Genomic DNA, 384 nt, shown 5'->3' with positions numbered 1-384 from the left:
CGTACAGGGCGGCGGTGTAGCCGCCCGGTCCGCCGCCCACCACAATCATATCATAAACATGATTGTTGTTCATATCTGAACCCTCCGTTATTTCGCCAAGGTTTCCTGAATGAAACGGTCGATCTCTGCCTTTGAGCCGGGCGCGGTGATGGAACCCACGGCCTTTCCGTTCCGGAACAGCACCAGAGTTGGGATGACCTTGATCCCCTCGGCCCCCGCCAACTGCGGCTCCTCGTCAATATTGATCTTGCCGACGGCAAGGCTGTCCGCGTATTCCTCTCCAATCTTCTCATACGCAGGGCCAATCCTCCGGCAATAGCTGCACCAGGGCGCCCAGAAATCCACCAAAACAGGCTTTTCCTCCCGGATCAACTGCTTAAACTG

At 56.5% G+C, this 384-nt stretch carries 1 protein-coding gene; it reads right to left on the bottom strand.

Translation table 11 applies throughout. The features are described 5' to 3' along the window. Positions 1-87: 87 nt before the first annotated feature. Positions 88-384, bottom strand: a 297-nt coding sequence (locus GPK89_RS09505; protein ID WP_252261614.1) for a thioredoxin family protein, incomplete at its 5' end; no start/stop codon positions are given.

Origin of the sequence: Gemmiger formicilis (genome assembly GCF_018784445.1) — a bacterium.
Classification (GTDB): domain Bacteria; phylum Bacillota; class Clostridia; order Oscillospirales; family Ruminococcaceae; genus Gemmiger.
The sequence above is the reverse complement of the archived record's forward strand: the minus strand, read 5'-3'. Positions and strand labels throughout refer to the sequence as shown.